The organism is Paraburkholderia sediminicola (assembly GCF_046026895.1).
Classification (GTDB): Bacteria; Pseudomonadota; Gammaproteobacteria; order Burkholderiales; family Burkholderiaceae; genus Paraburkholderia; species Paraburkholderia sediminicola_C.
On sequence record NZ_JAQQEU010000023.1, the window covers coordinates 24,019 to 42,310 of the forward strand.

Sequence of the window (18,292 nt, forward strand, 5' to 3'; positions counted from 1 at the left end):
TTCGTTTCACTGCGTGCGGGCGTTGCTTCATCATGCGCCGGCTAACGCGTTCTCTAGCGCACCCACGTGCGCGGCAACTCACGAACCATGCCGGCTTGCGCCCGCAAAACCCGTCTGTCAGACCTGTACAGCGCCCGGGCGTTTCCTGAACACGAGGCTGAAATTGTTGGCCGGCATCGCGATGGGCTCGTCGCACACGAACCCGACCGACGCACCGAGCGCGATCACGGCTTCCATGTCGCGCACGCCCCACGCCGGGTCGCGGCTGCGCAACTGCTGATCGAATGCGTCGTTGCTCGGCGACGTATGCGCCCCGCCGCGTTTATATGGACCGTACAGATACAGTACACCGCCCTCGGCGAGACGGCGGCTCGCGCCGGCGAACAGCGCCTCGGCCGCGCTCCACGGCGAGATGTGAATCATGTTGATGCAGACCACCGCGTCGAGCGCATCGACGCCCCAGTCGGGCTGATGCACGTCGAGAGCAAGCGGCGCGCGCACGTTCGGCAGCGCGTCGTGGGCGAGCCACGCGGCAATCGACGCACGCGCGTCGGCATCCGCATCGCTCGGTTGCCAGTCGAGCCCGGGCAGCGCGCCGGCGAAGCACATCGCGTGCTGGCCGGTGCCGCTCGCGATTTCGAGCACGTGGCCGGTTGCGGGCAGCGCATCGCGCAGCACGGCGAGGATCGGTTCGCGATTGCGCTCCGCGGAAGGCGAACGTTGCCGCAACGCCGGATGGGATTCAGTCATGGTGAGTTTCTGGGTCAATACAGGGTCGTGCGCACGCGTTCGGCGAATTCACGGTCGTAGGTGGCGGCGTCGAACCCGGCGCCGTTGATGCGCCGATGGATCTGGCCCGCGCTCGGCAGCCGCGACCGCTCGACGTGCTGCGCCGGGTCCCACAGTTTCGAACGCACCAGCGCCTTCGAGCAGTGAAAATACACCGAGTCGACGTCGATCAGCAGCACGGTGCGCGGCAGTTTACCTTCGACGGCGAAACTGTCCAGCCATTGCGGGTCGTTGGTGATCCGGCCACGGCCGTTACGCGCAGACTTTCGCCGACGCCGGGGATCATGAACAGCAGCGCGAGACGCGGCTCCACGATGATATTGCGCAGACTGTCGAGCCGATTATTGCCGGGGCGGTCCGCCAATGCGAGCGTGCGCTCGTCGACGATCCGCACGAAGCCCGGCGCGTCGCCGCGCGGCGAACAGTCGAGGCCTTCCGGCCCGGCGGTGGCGAGCACCACGAACGGCGCGACTTCGATGAACGCGCGATAGTCCTCGTTGATAGATGGAATCTCCTTGCGCAGCGCACGCTCGTGCGGCTGACCGTAGAGCGTTTCGAGTTGTTCGATGGTCGTCAACATCGGTGTTCCTTTCGAGGTGCGTTTTTTGTTCGAGCGGCGCGCGGCGTGAGCGAAGCTCCTGATTGGTGAAACGCAACCGGCGAATCAGCGTGCGCGCCGCCGGTTCGTGAAGCCTCGCTCAATCCAGTGCGAGGCGCCCGGCCAGCGCGCTCAGCGTGTCGGCGCACGGCGCGGCGATCTTCAGCGACAGCAACGGATCGGCGCGCGTGCGCCCCAGATTGATCGCGGCGATCGCCTTACCCTGCTGCTGCGCCCACACGCAAAAGCGATAACCGGAATAGACCATCAGCGACGAGCCGACTACCAGCACCGCGTCCGCCGCGTCGAGCGCCTGCGAGGCCGCTTCGACACGCGCCTTCGGCACGCTTTCGCCGAAGAACACGACTGCGGGCTTCAACAGGCCGCCGCAATTCGAACACGACGGAATGCGAAAGCCGCCGAGATCGTGCCACTCCAGGTGCGCGTCGCCATCGGCGGCGGCTTCGGCGGTCACCTCCAGCAGCGCGGGATTGTTCGCCTCCAGCGTTTGCTGAATCGACGCGCGCGCATGCTGCATTCCGCAATCGAGACACGTCACGCCATCAATGCCGCCATGCAATTCGATCACCTCGCGGCTGCCGGCCCGCTGGTGCAGACCGTCGACGTTCTGCGTCACCAGGGTCGGCGCGTGGCCCGCGGCTTCGAGCCTGGCCAGCGCGTTATGCGCGGCGTTCGGCTGCGCGTGCGCAACCACCGGCCAGCCGATCATGCTGCGCGCCCAGTAGCGCTGGCGCATCGCAAGCGTGCCGAGAAACTCCTGCAAGGTGATCGGCGGCGAGCGCTTCCATGCGCCGTTGTCGTCGCGATAACCGGGAATGCCCGAGTCGGTGCTGATGCCCGCGCCGGTCAGCACGAACAGACGCGGATAGCGCTGCACGAAGCGATGCAGGTCGTCGAGCGTATGCGATTCAAGCAGGGGTTCGGGAGGCGCGGGCTGAAGGTCGGTCATGACGGGCACGGGGTAAAGACTGCGGCCTGAACGTAAAGCCTCGGACGCCGTTCAACGACGCGCGCGCGGCTTGCTCTGCCGCGCTTGCGCCGGGTGCCGCGCCTGCCACTCGGCAAGCGCGGTCCGATAACGCTCGAGCGCTTCGTCATAGAGATCGAATACACAGGGATTGCAGCCGCTATGGCAACAGTCGTCGAGATCGGGCTGTGCGGGGGGTTGCGGCGGCGGGTCATCGCTGGGTGTAGCTCGGGGCACGGCGAAAACGCGTTCCGTTAAGGCGGGAAGCGCTCAGTATAAGTTGATCGCGCGCGGCGTGCTGCGCGGTGCCGCCGTGAGCGTCGGTTCGCGTTGCCGGGCGCGCCGCGTCGTCGGCCTGATCAATTAGCAGGAAGACGACGTGTCCGCAGCATTTGCGGGTATCGTGGAATTCGTGTTGGTCAACGCACAGCGAACAGGCGGCAGGCGCTGGAAATATTCCAGCGCATTTGCATTTGCTTTTGGTCTGCCCGGAGCAGGCTTTGATTGCTGACGATTTGTGCCACTATGGAACGCTTCAGAGTTTTCAGCGGCATTACAGTTTCAACCATCAGAACATCATCACGCGTTCGGCACGCACAACATGCGAAATGGTGGCGCGAAGCACCGGTTAAAAGACAATCGTTCGCGACGTACTATCACGACTTCCGCCGGGATTTGCGCAAGGCACTGGGGGCGTTCTCCGAACCAGACCCGCAGGATGAAGAACCGGAGTGGGTGACTCATTACAGACCACACAAAAAGACGCTCGCATCAAGCGGGGGCAAAAGCGGAAGACGGCGAGGGTTGAACGCCGCATTCCGTAGCAGATGGCGCGTCTACATCAGCAATCTGTCGTCTCGGGCGTATTGATTGAAATCGTCAAGGCCCGTTCACTACGCCCCGAACGGACGTTCCCGGTCATACTCGCTGAGCCACATCCAGCGCGCGTCCACGGACGGTGACCAGGAATGGATGTGTCTGGGTATGGTAAAGGCCTGCCCAAATTTTTCGCCACCCCATACCACCGTGCGGTCAGTCGGCCCGCTTTCGGTCCAGCCTTCCCATATGCCTGTCTCCGGGCACAGCATGCCGGTGCGAAGGTCCATCATCCCGTACTTCTCGCGCTTCGCCGTCTGCTGGTCAAGACGGCGTTGCTCGCGTTCCTCCGGTGTCAGGATGGGGTAGCCGCGGCTGAGCCTAATCATCAGCAGGATCGGCGTTGTCGGCTTTTCCTGCTCGGCCGCGTTTTTGACAGGATCGCCGAAAGCCAGTTCGACATCCACGGGGAACCGGCTCGATGGCTGGTCCAGCGCACGATAGCGATAGGGATGCAGAAGAATCGCAGGCGGCGATGTTCCCATGTCATTGCCGGGCCACCGTTTGCCATTCCCATCGACCCAGTATCCGCTGCCGAGATGGAGCAGGTCTTCCAGGGTCGAGCGGTCGATTCCCGTCATGGACGGTGAGAAAAATATCGTGAAGACAGTAGGAACCGGCTTGACCTTCATCCGGTCAGCCGTGTAATCGGCCGGGTCGCCCTCTATCAACAATGTAGTTTGCGTGCGAGGCAAAACCGGGTTCTCGAAGGAATACTCTTTACCCACGGAACCCTCGATCAGTTCCGTTGCGAAGTTGCGGCCGAATACCAGATGCGCCGGATCGAATGGCTGGTCATCCTGCAGGATCGCCATCGCCGTCGTTATCATCTTGAGTGCCATTTCGCGCTGCGCGTCGGTAACTATCTCTCTCATCTCAGCCCCTTGCCCCGACGATCCTGAGGGCGACAGCATAGTCGGCTGTGCATGTACCGGGATTGCGAACGAAAGGATTATCAGGGTTCTGCCAGTAAGCCTGAACCACTTCTGCGCACGCGTAGGCATCTTCTTCATGGAGTTGGCTCCTGTAGCCAGTTTCAAATTTCGCCATTTTCTGTGCGGCTTCCGGAGAAACCTTCAGCAGGTCGCATACCTTTTTTTCGGCAAGCAGAACTTCCGTCCTCAGATAATCACCGCCCGGTGTGTCCTGCATGTAGGAAATCAGCCAGTAGTAGTGGAACACGAGCATCCTGTGCAGGCCGATGTGGACGCGCTCATCCTTTGGCAGCGATGTGCTCCCTGCTGCCTTGAAGGCAATATCCGACATCTGCGCCGAATAGACCTTCTGGATGTCCGGCAAGTCCCTGTAATCATCGGGAAAGTGCTGAAGCAGCGAAAACATCCAGAAGTACTGCTGACAATGACGGGCCTCGTGATACAGCGTATCGGCGAATGCCCTGAGGCGGTCATCCAGTTCTGCTGGCTTGTCCTTGAGCGCGACGATTTTCGCAATCTCGCTTTCGTTGATGGCGATAAGCCAGTAGTTACCGATAAACGCGGCGCTGACATCCTGTCGCAGGTTGTAGCTCTCAGCCTGTACTGGAATGACGATCACAACGCGCGGTATGACGCTACCACTTTCCCTGCTACTCGCATTGCCTTGTGGTAATCCAAATGGCCCTGAACCAAGTGCATCCTGCAGGGGCCGTTTGACCGCATTTTGAATCATCGTTACCGCGCTGGAAGCTAGCGGCCACGTAAGCCGGTGCCAGTCGATTCCTTTCAGCGCGGATTTGATCGCAGCCGTGTAGGTCTTCGTCACCTGGTATTCAATGTTCCGGCGCAGCGGCATGCCCGCAGGCGCATCAGCCTGGGTCGAGCCGTTGATGAAGTGACACGACCGCAACCCGAAGTTCATCGGATCGCACGAAACAAATTCGGGTGGCCGGTCTTCCGTCGTAGCGCCCTGTTCGGGTGTCGAGACGGTCTTCCCCGCAACCCGGGTACTTCGTTTCTCCGCGTTCGGTGCCGCACCGGTGAACGGCTGATTCGAGTCCCGCGTGATAGGGCCTGTACTTACCGCGATCACCTTGTCCGGCTCACTCGCCGCGAACATTTCGACCGTTGCGAAGGCAATCGCATTGCTGGTTACGAGGCTCGTTTCACCTAGGGCGTTGGACACACCCTGAATCACCTGACCGTCATCCAGCGTGATGCGGTACGGCTGGTTCGGCAGTGCGAAGCCGGTGTCGTGCTCGATCAGGACGTGGTGCGCGGCCACCTTCGCCTGTGCGATGTCGGTCGGGGGCATCCTGAGCGGCGTGGCAAGCGGCCCGTCTGTCTGGTGGCTGCCCGCATGGACGAGATGGGCGCCGTCCGTGTAGACCTTGTACCCCTCCGGGTCGATCACAACCTTCGTGTTGGCGACATGGAACACGATTTTCTTGCTGGCCGTCAGGTTGATGGCATCGGTCCTGCTGATGATGTTGAGGACACGCTCGGCAATGAGGTCCATACCGTCGCTCTGGGCCTGAATCCGTATCTTGCCCGCCGCCGCTGTCAGATAGATGCCGAGATTTTGCGCGAACATCCGCAGACCATTGACCGCCGATGCCAGAAACGATTTCGCCGTCGCAATGCTAACGTGTCCGCCCGCCGTGATCGCGGTATGTTCAACGCTGGCAATGTGAGCCCCTTCCGCCGCCGTGAGGCCGAAACCGGCCGCGCTCGCCAGAAGCATGTCCGGGCGGGATAGCTGCGGAAACGGACTGTCCGCATTGGCCGCGCCGCCGCGTATCGCGTCGTTCTGCGCCTTGACGGCCTTCGATACGTCGCTCTGGCTGGTCTCCTGTTCTTGTGCTTCGTGCTGCCGTGCGAGAGCCGCGAGGTTTTCGTAAATATCGCGGGCCTGTGTCAGACGCGCCACCGTCTCGCCCATGTCCTTCGCCGGTGCCGTGGCACCGTCGCGCGCCTCCGTGGTAAGCACGATGCCCATGTTGGCGCGAGCCACGCCATGCGCATTGGTCGCCAGTTCCCAGCCCTCACCGCGTGCGTCCCGCCGTCCCGCGCCGCTGACAACGCGCGTGTTGTAGCCAAGCACGAGCCGCGACTGCGCGTGGTCGCTTGCGATCTGTGCCTGCAACTTGCCGGGCGTGTCGTCGAGGGCGACGTGATTCGACTGCCCGCCATTCAGGCCGCGGCTGAGCATGCCTGAAAGCGCCTGGTTATCCGGCAGATTCCACGGCGGCTGGTTCCGGTTGTTGACCATCCGGTCTGACACGTACGGTTTGTCCACGTCGCCTTCGTGGTAGCTGACCGTAATTTCCTGGCCGATACGCGGCAGGTAAATTGCACCGAACCCGTTGCCCTGCCACGGCGACGACACCCGCACCCAGCAGCTTGCGTTCTGGTCATCGGGACTCAACCGGTCCCATACAAAACGGATCTTGATCCGCGCGTAACTGTCGACCCACATGGGCTGGTCGTCCGGCCCCACCACGATCGCCGTCTCCCCCGCGCAGCGTGGCTTCTTCTTCGGCCGGTGCTCCTCGTCAATGCGCGTACCGTCCGGAGCCTGATAGCGGATCGTGTCGTAGGCGTTATCGTGTTTCCTGTGCGAGCCGGGTGAATCGCACAGAACCAGCGTCATCCCGTCAAACAGGTAATAGATTCCCCACTCACGCCAGAGCATGCTGAGATATTCATAATCACTCTGCCAGAACTGCCGGACATAGTCGCGCTTCGGATAGCCGTTCTTCAGGCCAGGCGCGCCAAGCCGCATTTCGACCGGATAGGGATAGCTTTCCTTGAGTATCTGGTCGGTGATTTCCACCACACTGAGATTCTGGAAGATGCGGCTGTCGCAGTTTTTCGTGGCGAGCCACAGCCAGGGACGCACGATGAACCGGTAATACTCGCGTCGGTCATCGGAGCCGGACGTCAGTAATGATCCCGGTAATCGTACGGGTGCCCGCGCCCACATTTCCGGCACCACTGCCACCGGACATACCGGGGACGAAAAACCCATTTCCCTCGAACTCGATGGAAAGCGTCACCATCTTGCCAATGAGCTTGTCGGGCACAACCCGCTCGCGCGCGTGCCACAGTCCAAGCGTCGGACTGACCAGCGTCGCCGCATCGAGTCTGTATTCGTACAGCTTGCCCAGCGCCTCGGTGCCGCGCAGTCGCAGCGCAACCAGCACCGGCTCATCGCCACACATCGGCAGCGCGTCACCCGACACGGCCAGCGTGCCGATTTGGGATGGATTGAACATAAGCTTTCCGGATAAAGAAGAAGTTGACGCGTCAACTTGGCATAAGGGGACGCCGCGTTTGCGCTGACGCTATCGGGTAGTCACGAAAAAGGCTCTATCCGGGCCTCTCTTATTCGGGCAACAACCAGCCCCGCACGACGTCTCTTCTTCTGCATTTTTCTGATCCCTTTACAGCGTTCGAAAGACGTTGTCTCCGGTTATGAAGGACTAGCACTGTGAGTAGGCTCCGTACTGACGACATCCGCCAGCGAAATGCAAATGTCCGTAATCGTTCGTTAGGAATGAGCCTAACTATCTCGGCCGGGGCTAGGCAGCAGGGAGTTTCTTTTTTTGCCTGTGAAAGTTCTGGCTGATTCGCAGGGTTATGCGATGCGCATTGAAGAATAAAAAAACGCGCGAATCTCATCGCGCCTTTTCTGGTTGCCGCGAGGGATCAGTGAGAGGTGGGAACGGTCTGCGCGGCGCCTTTGCCCGCTTCGATTTCTGCGATGCTGCGAGTGACACGCCGTCCGGCGCACTGCGCGCAGCATCGGCCAGAAGGTCCGCCGCATCGGCAGCGGTGGCCACGCATGAACGCCCGCCTCCGTTAGTCCCCAGCGCCATCCAACACCGGCTTGCCGATCACACATCCACCAAGGACGGCGTCGCGTTGGGCGTCGCGACGTCTTTCAGCGTGCTTTCATTTGCAACCATTCCTGATCGCACGACGTCGAGCCGTGCATCGGTGGTATCTTTTGCGGCTGCGGCGCATCACGCCCGATTCATGACCTTCCCGCAACGAAGGTACGCCGACAGCAAACACGCTTGATGAACGAATCCTTCACAACGACACCTCGCGCCCAGCCAGCGCCGCCGCGCCGCTGGCCGCAAACCCGCTATCCCGCGATACTCCCCGCGACCGCCGCATGGCACGTCTTCGTACTGGCCGGCTGGTTGCTGGCCCCCGCCGCGTGGCCGTGGTGGCTGGCCGCGATCTTCGTGAACCACGCCGTTTTCACGGTGGCCGGGCTGTTGCCGCGCACCTCGCTGCTGGGGCCGAACTGGACGCGCCTGCCCGCCGGCACGCGCAACGTGGACGCCATCGCGCTGACCATCGACGATGGGCCCGACCCCGTGGTCACGCCGCAAGTGCTCGATCTGCTCGCCAGCTTCGACGTGCGCGCCACCTTCTTCTGCATCGGCGCGAACGTAGAGCGCTATCCGGCGCTCGCGCGCGAGATCGTCGCGCGCGGCCATGCGCTCGAAAACCACTCGCAGGCTCACGTGCATACGTTTTCGGTGACGATGCCACGCGCGCTCGCGCGCGAGATCGATGCCGCGCAGCGCACGCTCGAACAGGTGAGCGGCGAGCGGCCGATGTTCTTCCGCGCGCCCGCGGGCCTGCGCAATCTCTTTCTCGAACCTATGCTGCGCAAGCTCGACTTGCGGCTCGCGGCGTGGACACGGCGCGGCTATGACACGCGCGAGCGCGATCCTGAGGTGGTCGCGCGACGCCTGCTCGACGGGCTTGCTGCGCGCGATATTCTGCTGTTGCACGATGGCAATGCGGCGCTGACGGCCGATGGAAAGCCGATGATTATCGCGGTGCTTCCGCGCGTGATCGAGGCGGCGCGCGCGCGGCAGTTGCGTTTTGTCACGTTGCGCGAAGCAAGGGTCGATGCGTGAGGCGAGCACGCGGTTCAAACCACGCCCCAACCCGTCCACCCCTACAGCTGAAAATCGGCCGCCATATCTTCATCCGAGCGCGCTTGCAGCTCACCACTGCGGCACGCCTTCAGAAACGCGTGATGGTCGCGTTCCACCTGATCCGCGTAGCTCGTCGCATAGCCGGTCAGCGCTTCCGCGAACTGGTCGCTGCGGCCGAGATACGCGCTGATCCCGATCGCCTGACCGCTCGCCTTTGCGTGCGCGCGGGTCAGATCCAGCCGCATAGCCGCGCGTAACCGTCGAGCAGATCGTTGTCGAACAAATCGAGGTTCGCCGCGAGCTTCATGTCGCGCAGCTGGCGAAAGTAGAAGTGCCGCCCGTGCGGCCCCGTCGCGCAGCCGAGAAAGATATCGCTTGCGGCGTGCAACGTGCGCTGGCCCTGCACGACGCGCTCGCCCTCGTGCTTGACCGGCGGCGACTTGTGGAACTGCGCGATCACCGACGACCGCGCCTCCTTGAACTGCAAAAACAGCGGCTTGCCCATGTGATCGACCAGCAACGCCACGAGACAGCGCGTGCCGACACTGCCGACGCCCGTCACCTTGAATACGATGTCCTGCAAGGTGAAGTAATGGAGCAATTCGCGGCGCTCGTGCGACATCGTCTTCAGGTACTCGCCCCACATGCGCTCGAGCATCTTGCGCGAGTTCGCGCCCCTGAAGGAATCGCTTTCTCCCGGCGTGAATAGCGTGTTCGCGCCCAGCACGTGAAACAGCGCCGGCGGTGCGTCGCGGATCGTCCAATGGCCGCCCTCGTGCACGGCCAGCTTTTCGAGCACGCTTTCGTGACTCCGGCTTGCGGCCTTTTCCATGCCGCGCCGCACCGAGCGTCGGCCCTCGGGTGTCAACGCGGTTTCCGCCATGCGGTCGAACGTGATGCGGTCGTACCAGAGTTCGAGCGCGCCGCATTGCGCATACTGAGCCATCGGGTCGCGATAGGAGCCCGACCGCGTTCATCACCAGACTTTCGGCCGTGAACAAGGCGGCGGAACAGGCGCTCTTCCACGATGGCGGCCGAACGACGATCGACGAACGTTCGCCGGCGAGTTCGGCGATTCCCGCCGTGGCCGGACGCTTGCAACGGGGCAGCGGCTCGCATGTCACGCCGTGAGATTTTGTGGGGACGCAAGCCGCCGGTTCGGCGAGTCAGTGTTGGACACGCTGCAAAGCGCATGGGGTGTGTATAGAATCGTGCGCATGCGCCCTGCCCTTCCTCAGCAGCAGGAGCCCGAGCTGCCGCTGCATACGCCCAGTGTTTCGTCGGTGACGCTGGCGGCGGTCGTCGCCGTCATCGCGTGGATTTCGCTCGTCGCGCAAGCCGAGGTCACCATCGATCGCACGCTTGCGCGCGGCCTGACCGTGCTCGACGGCCTCGCTCGCATGAGCAGTTATCTCACCAACCTGACGGTGCTCGCCTGCGCGATCTGCTTTACCTGCGTGGCGCTGCGCACGCACCGGTCGCCGCTCGTGCGTTTTTTCCGGCAGCCTACCGTCGTGACCGCGGTGGTCGTGTACATGGTTTTTGTCGGGCTCGCGTATAACCTGTTGCTGCGCGGCTGGTGGTCGCCCGCACCGCTCAGGCGGCTGCTCACCGAATCGATGCACAGTGTGCTGCCGATGCTGGCCGCACTCTATTGGGTACTGTTCGTGCCGCGTTTTCATTTGAGGTTGCGTCACTGTCTGCTATGGCTGGTTTATCCGTTGACGTACCTCGGCGTCACGTTCTGGCGCGGCAGTCTGTCTGACTTTTATCCGTACCCGTTCATCAACGTCGACACGCTCGGCCTCAGGCACGTGATGATCAATTCCGCGCTGCTGTTTGGCGGCTTTCTGATGTTGATGGCGGTGTTCATCGGCATCAATATCCGGCGCCGGCGCGGACGTTCCTGACGTTTTCTTTCCGCTGTCCAAAACCCTCCGCAATGCGGGCGCGCTTCTTGCAGCATGGGTGTGGACGCAGGGCCTCACGATGCGGGTCCTGCGCGACACCTCGGTGTGGCGGCGTTGCATGACGGCGCGCCCCACACGTAAATATGACAACGGGAGCAAATTTATGGACACCAATTCAGCGGAAGGCGCGGTCAAGGAAGTCGCGGGCAAGGTTCAAGGCGCGGTAGGCGAAGCACTGGGCGACACCGGCACGCAACTGGCTGGCAAGGCGAGAGAACTCAGCGGCAAAGCCCAGCAGTTGTGCGCGAGCACGACGAGCCTCGTGCGCGACACCACGGTCGAGAGCCCTTTCACGGCCATTGCGGTGGTGGCCCTGGCTGGCTTCGTCGCTGGTGCGCTGTGGTCACATGGCGCGGCGAATCGCGATTATCGGCGGTAGAGCATCGGCCAAGGGCGGGCTAACGGGGGATTAACAAAAAGACTAACGGGCGATCCGCTAACGGCGGTCGCCCGTTCCGCATTGGGGCGGATGCCGGGTCGCGCGTGTTTCGCGCAGCCGTCGCCGCTAGCTGCTTTTCTTGCGGCGTCCCGGGCCCATATCCAGCTCCACCCACGTCGGCGCGTGATCGCTGGCATGCGGTTCGCCGCGCACCCAGCGGTCGACACCCGCATTGCGCAAACGCGGCGCGAGATCGGCGCTCAGCAGTAGGTGGTCGATCCGCAAGCCCGAATTCGTGTCCCAATGCCGGCGGAAATAATCCCAGAAGGTGTAGACCCGCTCGTCGCCGAAATGCGTTCGCAGCGCGTCGGTCCAGCCCTGCGCCAGCAGCCGCCGATAACGCTCGCGACTCTCGGGCTGCAACAGCGCGTCCTTCAGCCATGAACGCGGGTTGTAGATATCCTCGTCGGTGGGAACGACGTTGAAGTCGCCCGCCAGAACCACCGGATGGCCCCTCTTGAACAGCTTCGCCGCATGCGCAATCAGATGATCGAACCACGCGAGCTTGTAGTCGAATTTCGGACCCGGCTGCGGATTGCCGTTCGGCAGATACAGACACGCCACCAGTACACCGCCCGCCGCCGCTTCTAGATAACGGCTGTGCGTGTCGTCCTCGAAGCCGGGCAAGCCGCGGCGGCTTTCGAGCGGTGTCTCGCCCTTCGCCAGAATCGCCACGCCGTTCCATGCGCTCTGGCCTTGCCAGATGGAGCCGTAGCCCGCGTCGCGCAATGGCTCGACGGGAAAGGCGCTATCCACCGCCTTGAGTTCCTGCAGACACACGATGTCCGGCGCTTCGCGCTCCAGCCACTGCAGCAGAGCCGGCAGCCGCGAGCGGATGCCGTTGATGTTGAAGGTCGCAATCCGCAGCTTCGCCACGATCTGTCCTCCTGTCAGGCGGCTTACTCCGCCGCGGCGTCGCACCACTCCATCGCCCAGGACCTCGCGCATGAAATGGCATCGGCTTCGTTGGAAAAGGAATCGATGTCGCCGGACTCGTGCGACTGCGCGTGCCTGTTTTTCTGCGGCGGGCGGACGATTTTCGCTCTCGCGTAATAGAGGCCGTCTTCCGCATGGCGCGCGCGGCAATCGATGTGGAAATGCCTGTAATCGAACTGCATGGGCTCTCCTGTGACCGCGCCTGATCTGTTCCGCAATAGCAGGGCTTGTACCCGGTCCCACGCAATGAAACGCCGCAGTGCGGCGACACGCGCACACAAGCACGCCGATGAGTGTGGGCGCAATTCCACCCGAGAACTACCACCCCTCAGTTCGGCACATCCAACGCCCCATTGGCCGACGTAATCGTATTGCTCCCCGGACTCGCCGCGATCGCCGGCAAGTTCGCCGCACTCAGCGCCGGCGCGGCGTCGGGCACCGCGCCGCGCGGTGTCGTGTGAATCACCTGCGACGGCGGCCAGCGGCGTGCCGCTCTATTCAGATGACTCGACATCAGATTGAGCGCCTGCAGATTGTCGTAGTGGAGCGGCACGAAGCGCGATTCGAAGCTGGCCACACGCGAATCGCCGATGTCATCTATGCTGTCTCCGTAATACGGTTGTAGTTGCAACGGCACCCAAATTGCTGCGTCAGTTCTACTTGAACTCGACGCTTCGGATACCGATGCATCGCTAATCTGCATTGACCTTTCACAGGAGTCAACAGATCGTTATGTCCACGCAAGAGGAATGTCAGGATCCGCAGGACGAAGCCGCCCTCCCACAGCAACCCTCGCGCCGGCGCTTTCTGCAGTCCGCCGCCGCGGCCGCAACGGTCGGCGCAGCCCCGCATCTGCGCGCGCAGACGCAAACGCCGGCCGCGCCGCCGGCTCCGATCAACCAGGCCGCGCCGCCGCCGCGTCCGGTCACGCTCACCATCAACGGCCGCGCCTACACGCTGCAACTCGAACCGCGCGTGACCTTGCTCGACGCGCTACGCGAATACGCGGGCTTGATGGGCACGAAAAAAGGCTGCGACCGCGGCCAATGCGGCGCCTGCACGGTCCTCGCCGACGGCCGCCGCATCAATGCGTGTCTGACGCTCGCGGTAATGCACGAGGGCGAGAACATCACGACCGTCGAGGGGCTCGCCACGCACGACGCATTGAGCCCGATGCAACGCGCGTTCATCGAACACGATGCGTTTCAGTGCGGCTACTGTACACCGGGCCAGTTGTGCTCCGCGACGGCTCTACTCAATGAATTCCGCTACGGCGCGGCGAGCACCGTGACGGCCGATGTGCGTGCCCGCCCCGCCCAACTTTCCGACGACGAGATCCGCGAACGGATGAGCGGCAACATTTGCCGCTGCGGCGCATACGCGAATATCGTGGCCGCGGTGCGCGCGGTGCACGACGGCGGCAGCCAAAGCGGCAGCGCTGCCATGCAGGATGCGCCGGGTGCGATTGGTGCAAGTGGCAACGGCCATGGCGACGAGCTTCGCAACGTCCACACGAACCACCGCACTACATAAGGAGCGACCAGCATGGATGCGATCTCCTATGAACGCGCCGGCGACGTCGCGGGCGCCGTGCGCGCGGCGCAACAACCGGGCGCCGTCTTCATCGGCGGCGGCACCAATCTGCTCGATCTGATGAAGGGCGGTGTGGCGCGGCCGGTACGGCTCATCGACATCACGCATATCAACGGACTCGACACGGTGACGACGCTCCCCGATGGCGGCATCCGTATCGGCGCACTGGTACGCAATAGCGACGCGGCGAATCACGCGCTGGTGCGAGAGCAATACCCGTTGCTGTCGCAAGCACTGCTGGCGGGCGCGTCGGCGCAATTGCGCAACATGGCGACGGTCGGCGGCAATCTGCTGCAACGTACGCGCTGCGGTTACTTCTACGACACGGCCTTCACGCAATGCAACAAGCGCACGCCGGGCAGCGGCTGTGCGGCGCTCGACGGCCGCAATCGCACACACGCGATTCTCGGCGCGAGTCCGCAATGCATCGCGGTGAATCCGTCGGATATGAGCGTGGCGCTCGCCGCGCTCGACGCCGTCGTGCGCGTGAGCGGCCCCGCCGGCGAGCGCACCATTGCGTTCGCCGACTTCCACCGTCTGCCCGCCGACCGGCCCGATGTGGACACCACCTTGCAGCCCGGCGAGCTGATTACCGCGGTCGATCTGCCGCCGCCGCTCTTCAGTGCGCACTCCCACTATCTGAAAGTGCGTGACCGCGCCAGTTACGCATTTGCGCTGGTGTCGGTGGCCGCCGCGTTGCAGATGGACGGCGAGCGCGTGCAGATCGCGCGCATCGCGCTGGGCGGCGTCGCGCACAAGCCGTGGCGCGCGAGCGCCGCCGAACAGATGCTCAACGGTCAGCCGCTTTCGCAGGCCACGCTGAAAAACGCCGCCGCTGCCGCGTTGAGCGACGCGCGGCCGCAGCACGAGAATCGCTTCAAGGTGCAGCTCGCGCAACGCGCGATCGTGCGCGCGATCAACCAGGCCGCAGCACGCGATGGAGGTGTGGCATGAACCTGATCGGCCAACCGGTCGACCGCATCGACGGTCTGCTCAAAGTCACCGGCGAAGCACGCTATGCCGCCGAATTCCCCGAAGCGCGTCTCGCGCACGCGGTGCTCGTCACCAGCACGATTGCGCGCGGCACCATCGCCTCGATCGACGCGAGCCGCGCGCAAGCCGTGCCCGGCGTGCTGCTGGTGATGACGTATCAGAACGCGCCGCGCCTGCCGAACGGCGGCAGGCCCACGCTCGCGCCGCCGGCCGGCCGGCGGCTGTCGCTGCTGCAGGACAACGAGGTTCACTACAGCAACGAGCCAGTTGCGGTCGTGGTCGCCGACACGCTCGAACACGCAACCGATGCCGCGCGTCAGTTGCGCGTCGTCTATCAGAGCACCGCGGCGACCGTGGACTTCGCGCAGGCCAAACCGAACGCGCACGCGCCGGACAAACCGCAAGGCCGGCAAACCGACACGCAGCGCGGCAGCTTCGAAGACGGCATGCAAAGCGGCACGGTCCAAGTGAATGCGACCTACACCACGCCGATCGAGCATCACAACCCAATGGAGCCGCACGCCACGATGGCGCGCTGGGACGGCCCGCACCTCACGCTCTACGATTCGACGCAAGGCGTGAGCAGCGCGGCGCAAGCGGTCGCCAAGGTGTTCGGCATCCCGCTTGGCGACGTGCGCGTGATCTCGCCGTTCATCGGCGGCGGCTTTGGCTGCAAGGGCTCGTCGTGGTCGCATGTGTCGCTGTGCGCGATGGCGGCGAAGCAGACCGGGCGTCCGGTGCGGCTCGTGCTCGAACGGCCGCAGATGTTCGGCCCGGTCGGCGCGCGCCCGCGTACCGAGCAGCACTTTACGATCGCCGCCCGTCAGGACGGCACGCTGACGGCGATGCGCCACGACAGCTTCTCCAATACCTCCACAATCGAGGACTGGACCGAGACCTGTTGCATGGTCACGCGCATGCTGTACGCGGTCCCCAATCAGGTGACCACGCACCGGATCGTGCCGCTCAATCTCGGCACGCCGACCTTCATGCGCGCGCCGGGCGAAACCACCGGCTCGTTCGCGCTCGAATCGGCGATGGACGAACTCGCGGCCGCCTTGAAAATGGACCCGCTCGCGCTGCGTCTGAAGAACTACGCCGAGGCCGATCCGCAGGAAAACAAGCCGTGGTCGGGCAAGTCGCTGCGCGAGTGCTATCAGATCGGCGCGCAAAAATTCGGCTGGTCGCGGCGCACTGCCGCGCCGCGTTCGATGCGCGACGGCCGCACGCTGATCGGCATGGGCATGGCGACCGCCACCTATCCGGCCAATCGCAGCGAAGCCTCGGCCATCGCGCGGATTCTGCCGGACGGCACCGCGATGGTCGCTTCGGGCACCCAGGACATCGGCACCGGCACCTACACGGTGATGACCCAGGTGGCCGCCGACACGCTCGGCTTCGCGCCCGAGAACATCCACTTCGCGCTCGGCGATTCGACGCTGCCGCGCGCGCCGGTGTCGGGCGGCTCGCAGTCGGCGGCGAGCGTGTCGCCTGCCGTGCGCGAGGCGGCCAGCCAGGCCCGCAGTCAGTTGATCGCGCTGGCGCTCGCCGATCCCGCTTCGCCGGTGCACGGCATCGCGCTCGACGACATCACCGTGGATAACGGCTGGGTGGTGAGCCGCACGCAACCCGCCAGGCGCGATCCGGCGGCGGCGATCATCGCGCGCTCGGGCGGCAAGCCGATCGAGGCGAGCTCGACGGTGAAGCCCGGCGACGAGAAACAGAAGTACTCGTTTCACTCGTTCGGCGCGGTATTCGTCGAAGTGCATGTCGATGCCGAGCTTGGCACGATCCGCGTGCCGCGCGTGGTCGCCGTGTATGACGTGGGGCGCGTGCTCAACCAGAAGACCGCGCGCAGCCAGTTGATGGGCGGCATCGTGTGGGGCGTGGGGGCGGCGCTGCAGGAAGAGAGCTCGCTCGATACGCGTTATGGGCGCTTCACGAATGCGAACCTCGCGGAGTATCACGTGCCGGTGAATGCGGATATTGGGTCGCTCGATATTACGTTCATCGATCGGCCCGATCCGTATATCAACTCGCTGGGAGTACGGGGGATTGGGGAGATCGGGATTACCGGGGTGCCGGCGGCGATTGCGAATGCGGTGTATCACGCTACCGGGGTTAGGGTGCGGGATTTGCCGGTTACCTTGGATAAGGTGATGGGAGGGACAATGGTTTGAGCGGGGACTGATTTAACCGCAACGCCCCGCCCTCGTCATGCCCCAGCATTCCCGCTTGCCGGAGCCCGCGTTGCATCGCACAATCGGTGTCATTGTTCCCCACCGGTGTCCGCCCATGCCTTACGCCTCGCTCGCTACTGGCGTCTTGCTCGCCGCCGGCTTCGGTTCGCGCTTCGATCCGGAAGGTCTGCACAACAAACTGCTCGCGCGAATGCCCGACGGCACGCCAGTGGCGCATGAATCCGCGCATCGGCTGCTGCGAGTCGTGACGCGGGTGCTGGCCGTGGTGCGGCCGGGCTCGGACGCCCTCGCACGTCTTTTGAACGACGCCGGTTGCGACGTGGTGTTCGCCGCCGACGCCAACCGCGGCATGGGCGCGAGTCTCGCCGCAGGCATCGAGGCGAGCGACGACGCCGAAGGCTGGATCGTCGCCCTCGCGGACATGCCGCGCATCGCCACCACGACGATCGAAGCGGTGGCGCGCGCACTCGACGACGGCGCGTCGCTCGTCGCGCCGTTTTACGAGGGCCAGCGCGGGCATCCGGTCGGCTTCGGCGTCGAGCATCGCGACGCGCTGCTGGCGCTCGACGGCGACACCGGCGCGAAATCGCTGCTGATGTCGCAGCGCGTGACGCGGGTCGATGTCCGCGATCCGGGGATTTTGCGTGATGTGGATACGCCGGAGGATTTACGCGAGGTGTGAGGCGTGCCGGTAGGTAAGCGGCAGCGCCTGGAGCGCGGGGATTGCTGCGTGAGCTTGATGGAATCGGACGTTTGGGCAAATGCTGTATCTCCATACAGTGTCTTCTCCGCATGGGCTGGCGTTTTTCACCGCGTGTGCTCACCCGGAGTCCTCTGCCCTACGACGGTGGTGGGACTGCGGGAGCCAATCAGCAAAAAAGACCAACAGAAGCACTCTCCAGGCACGCCGTTTGCACACCCCACAACCGCGCGCAATCCGCCCTGATTGCGCCTAAGCTGAGGTGACGCCATGTTTTTCCCACGCGAGCCGACGCGCCCCACGCAGCCAG

17 protein-coding genes and 3 pseudogenes are annotated in these 18,292 nt (G+C 63.9%); 8 read left to right on the forward strand and 12 right to left on the reverse strand.

Annotated features, from left to right (window positions below):
• Positions 1-117 precede the first annotated feature (117 nt).
• The 8 genes and pseudogenes from PQR02_RS17845 to PQR02_RS17880 all read right to left on the reverse strand — a co-directional run bounded on the left by PQR02_RS17845 (position 118) and on the right by PQR02_RS17880 (position 7,464).
• Entirely contained in the window at positions 118-750 is a 633-nt protein-coding gene (locus tag PQR02_RS17845; RefSeq protein WP_408233455.1) for a DUF938 domain-containing protein, read from the reverse strand.
• A gap of 14 nt (positions 751-764) precedes the next feature.
• Positions 765-1,369, reverse strand: a pseudogene (locus tag PQR02_RS17850) (pyridoxamine 5'-phosphate oxidase family protein).
• Positions 1,370-1,487: 118 nt separating this feature from the next.
• Entirely contained in the window at positions 1,488-2,357 is an 870-nt protein-coding gene (locus PQR02_RS17855) for an NAD-dependent protein deacetylase (protein ID WP_408233458.1), read from the reverse strand.
• Between the two features lie 51 nt (positions 2,358-2,408).
• Entirely contained in the window at positions 2,409-2,612 is a 204-nt protein-coding gene (locus tag PQR02_RS17860) for an oxidoreductase-like domain-containing protein (RefSeq protein ID WP_408233461.1), read from the reverse strand.
• A 182-nt stretch (positions 2,613-2,794) separates the two neighbouring features.
• Complete coding sequence (locus tag PQR02_RS17865) at positions 2,795-2,944, reverse strand: hypothetical protein (RefSeq protein WP_408233464.1); 150 nt, start codon at positions 2,942-2,944, stop codon at positions 2,795-2,797.
• A gap of 324 nt (positions 2,945-3,268) precedes the next feature.
• Positions 3,269-4,093 carry a hypothetical protein gene (locus tag PQR02_RS17870; protein WP_408233467.1) on the reverse strand — a complete coding sequence of 275 codons (825 nt, stop codon included), beginning with the start codon at positions 4,091-4,093 and terminating at the stop codon, positions 3,269-3,271.
• 34 nt (positions 4,094-4,127) lie between these two features.
• Positions 4,128-7,088, reverse strand: a complete 2,961-nt coding sequence (locus PQR02_RS17875; protein ID WP_408233470.1) for a type VI secretion system Vgr family protein — start codon at positions 7,086-7,088, stop codon at positions 4,128-4,130.
• Positions 7,089-7,113: 25 nt separating this feature from the next.
• Positions 7,114-7,464, reverse strand: coding sequence for a hypothetical protein (locus tag PQR02_RS17880; protein WP_408233473.1), 351 nt, complete (start codon positions 7,462-7,464; stop codon positions 7,114-7,116).
• Between the two features lie 376 nt (positions 7,465-7,840).
• On the opposite strand from PQR02_RS17880, the gene PQR02_RS17885 reads away from it, so the two are divergent.
• Both PQR02_RS17885 and PQR02_RS17890 read left to right on the forward strand, forming a co-directional pair.
• Positions 7,841-8,272, forward strand: a complete 432-nt coding sequence (locus PQR02_RS17885) for a hypothetical protein (RefSeq protein WP_408233476.1) — start codon at positions 7,841-7,843, stop codon at positions 8,270-8,272.
• Entirely contained in the window at positions 8,272-9,129 is an 858-nt protein-coding gene (locus tag PQR02_RS17890) for a polysaccharide deacetylase family protein (RefSeq protein WP_408233479.1), read from the forward strand. Before PQR02_RS17885 ends, PQR02_RS17890 begins: the two co-directional genes overlap by 1 nt.
• A gap of 41 nt (positions 9,130-9,170) precedes the next feature.
• On the opposite strand, the pseudogene PQR02_RS17895 reads toward PQR02_RS17890, so the two are convergent.
• Positions 9,171-10,145, reverse strand: a pseudogene (locus tag PQR02_RS17895) (DUF2252 family protein); the annotation flags it as partial.
• Between the two features lie 222 nt (positions 10,146-10,367).
• Here PQR02_RS17895 and PQR02_RS17900 point away from each other — a divergent pair.
• Both PQR02_RS17900 and PQR02_RS17905 read left to right on the forward strand, forming a co-directional pair.
• A complete protein-coding gene (locus tag PQR02_RS17900) occupies positions 10,368-11,060 on the forward strand; it encodes a Pr6Pr family membrane protein (protein ID WP_408233482.1) in 693 nt (230 codons plus the stop codon).
• Between the two features lie 163 nt (positions 11,061-11,223).
• Positions 11,224-11,499 carry a CsbD family protein gene (locus PQR02_RS17905; protein WP_149669833.1) on the forward strand — a complete coding sequence of 92 codons (276 nt, stop codon included), beginning with the start codon at positions 11,224-11,226 and terminating at the stop codon, positions 11,497-11,499.
• 126 nt (positions 11,500-11,625) lie between these two features.
• On the opposite strand, the gene PQR02_RS17910 is transcribed toward PQR02_RS17905, so the two are convergent.
• The 3 genes and pseudogenes from PQR02_RS17910 to PQR02_RS17920 all read right to left on the reverse strand — a co-directional run.
• Positions 11,626-12,435: an exodeoxyribonuclease III gene (locus PQR02_RS17910; protein WP_408233486.1), complete on the reverse strand. Its 810-nt coding sequence runs from the start codon at positions 12,433-12,435 to the stop codon at positions 11,626-11,628.
• Positions 12,436-12,458: 23 nt separating this feature from the next.
• Entirely contained in the window at positions 12,459-12,677 is a 219-nt protein-coding gene (locus PQR02_RS17915; RefSeq protein ID WP_408233489.1) for a hypothetical protein, read from the reverse strand.
• Positions 12,678-12,823: 146 nt separating this feature from the next.
• Positions 12,824-13,072: pseudogene (locus PQR02_RS17920) on the reverse strand (3-hydroxybutyrate oligomer hydrolase family protein); the annotation flags it as partial.
• Positions 13,073-13,227: 155 nt separating this feature from the next.
• Here PQR02_RS17920 and PQR02_RS17925 point away from each other — a divergent pair.
• The 4 genes from PQR02_RS17925 (at position 13,228) to PQR02_RS17940 (ending at position 17,964) form a co-directional block, all read left to right on the forward strand.
• Positions 13,228-14,028 carry a 2Fe-2S iron-sulfur cluster-binding protein gene (locus PQR02_RS17925; protein ID WP_408233492.1) on the forward strand — a complete coding sequence of 267 codons (801 nt, stop codon included), beginning with the start codon at positions 13,228-13,230 and terminating at the stop codon, positions 14,026-14,028.
• A gap of 12 nt (positions 14,029-14,040) precedes the next feature.
• On the forward strand, positions 14,041-15,042 hold the full coding sequence (locus PQR02_RS17930; RefSeq protein WP_408233495.1) for an FAD binding domain-containing protein: 1,002 nt from the start codon (positions 14,041-14,043) through the stop codon (positions 15,040-15,042).
• Positions 15,039-17,261 (forward strand): xanthine dehydrogenase family protein molybdopterin-binding subunit, encoded by a 2,223-nt coding sequence (locus PQR02_RS17935; protein ID WP_408233498.1) that lies wholly within the window; start codon positions 15,039-15,041, stop codon positions 17,259-17,261. The genes PQR02_RS17930 and PQR02_RS17935 overlap by 4 nt, the downstream gene beginning before the upstream one ends.
• A 115-nt stretch (positions 17,262-17,376) precedes the next feature.
• Complete coding sequence (locus PQR02_RS17940; protein ID WP_408233500.1) at positions 17,377-17,964, forward strand: nucleotidyltransferase family protein; 588 nt, start codon at positions 17,377-17,379, stop codon at positions 17,962-17,964.
• The last annotated feature ends 328 nt before the right edge of the window (positions 17,965-18,292 follow it).

What these genes read in the sequence shown, in the direction of transcription:
- PQR02_RS17940 (WP_408233500.1), top strand. Translation starts at nt 17,377, where the DNA reads ATGCCTTACGCCTCGCTCGCTACTGGCGTCTTGCTCGCCGCCGGCTTC.
- PQR02_RS17925 (WP_408233492.1), top strand. Translation starts at nt 13,228, where the DNA reads ATGTCCACGCAAGAGGAATGTCAGGATCCGCAGGACGAAGCCGCCCTC.
- PQR02_RS17870 (WP_408233467.1), bottom strand. Translation starts at nt 4,093, where the DNA reads ATGGCACTCAAGATGATAACGACGGCGATGGCGATCCTGCAGGATGAC.
- PQR02_RS17915 (WP_408233489.1), bottom strand. Translation starts at nt 12,677, where the DNA reads ATGCAGTTCGATTACAGGCATTTCCACATCGATTGCCGCGCGCGCCAT.
- PQR02_RS17880 (WP_408233473.1), bottom strand. Translation starts at nt 7,464, where the DNA reads ATGTTCAATCCATCCCAAATCGGCACGCTGGCCGTGTCGGGTGACGCG.
- PQR02_RS17865 (WP_408233464.1), bottom strand. Translation starts at nt 2,944, where the DNA reads ATGGTTGAAACTGTAATGCCGCTGAAAACTCTGAAGCGTTCCATAGTG.
- PQR02_RS17900 (WP_408233482.1), top strand. Translation starts at nt 10,368, where the DNA reads ATGCGCCCTGCCCTTCCTCAGCAGCAGGAGCCCGAGCTGCCGCTGCAT.
- PQR02_RS17935 (WP_408233498.1), top strand. Translation starts at nt 15,039, where the DNA reads ATGAACCTGATCGGCCAACCGGTCGACCGCATCGACGGTCTGCTCAAA.
- PQR02_RS17905 (WP_149669833.1), top strand. Translation starts at nt 11,224, where the DNA reads ATGGACACCAATTCAGCGGAAGGCGCGGTCAAGGAAGTCGCGGGCAAG.
- PQR02_RS17845 (WP_408233455.1), bottom strand. Translation starts at nt 750, where the DNA reads ATGACTGAATCCCATCCGGCGTTGCGGCAACGTTCGCCTTCCGCGGAG.
- PQR02_RS17855 (WP_408233458.1), bottom strand. Translation starts at nt 2,357, where the DNA reads ATGACCGACCTTCAGCCCGCGCCTCCCGAACCCCTGCTTGAATCGCAT.
- PQR02_RS17930 (WP_408233495.1), top strand. Translation starts at nt 14,041, where the DNA reads ATGGATGCGATCTCCTATGAACGCGCCGGCGACGTCGCGGGCGCCGTG.
- PQR02_RS17890 (WP_408233479.1), top strand. Translation starts at nt 8,272, where the DNA reads ATGAACGAATCCTTCACAACGACACCTCGCGCCCAGCCAGCGCCGCCG.